Annotated in this window: 1 pseudogene; it reads right to left on the bottom strand. The window is 60.1% G+C overall.

Going from position 1 to position 308, the window contains the following annotated elements:
• Positions 1 to 308, bottom strand: a pseudogene (locus H2O73_RS23735) (phospholipase D family protein); the annotation flags it as partial.

Genomic DNA, 308 nt, shown 5'->3' with positions numbered 1-308 from the left:
CCGAATGGGTGGCGTCGGCATTCCAGTAGCGATCGAAATCGGCCGAGATCTCCGGCACGACCGCGCCCACTGCCAGAACGTCCAGATCCATCTGCAACGGGATTTCGCCGGTCCCGAAATACTCGTCTCCAATGTTGCGCCCGCCCAGAATGCTGACGCGGCCATCGACGGTGAAGGCCTTGTTGTGCATCCGGTGGTTCAGCCGGAACAGGTCGAAAGCATAGGACAGCAGAGTGAACCGACGTAGGACGAAAGGGTTGAACAGCCGCACCTCGATATTCGGATGCGAGTCCAGCGTGGCCAGCATG

This window comes from Vibrio marinisediminis, assembly GCF_014050145.1.
GTDB classification, from domain to species: Bacteria; Pseudomonadota; Gammaproteobacteria; order Enterobacterales; family Vibrionaceae; genus Vibrio; species Vibrio marinisediminis.
Note: the sequence above shows the minus strand (reverse complement) of the source record. Positions and strands in the feature narration are given on the sequence as shown.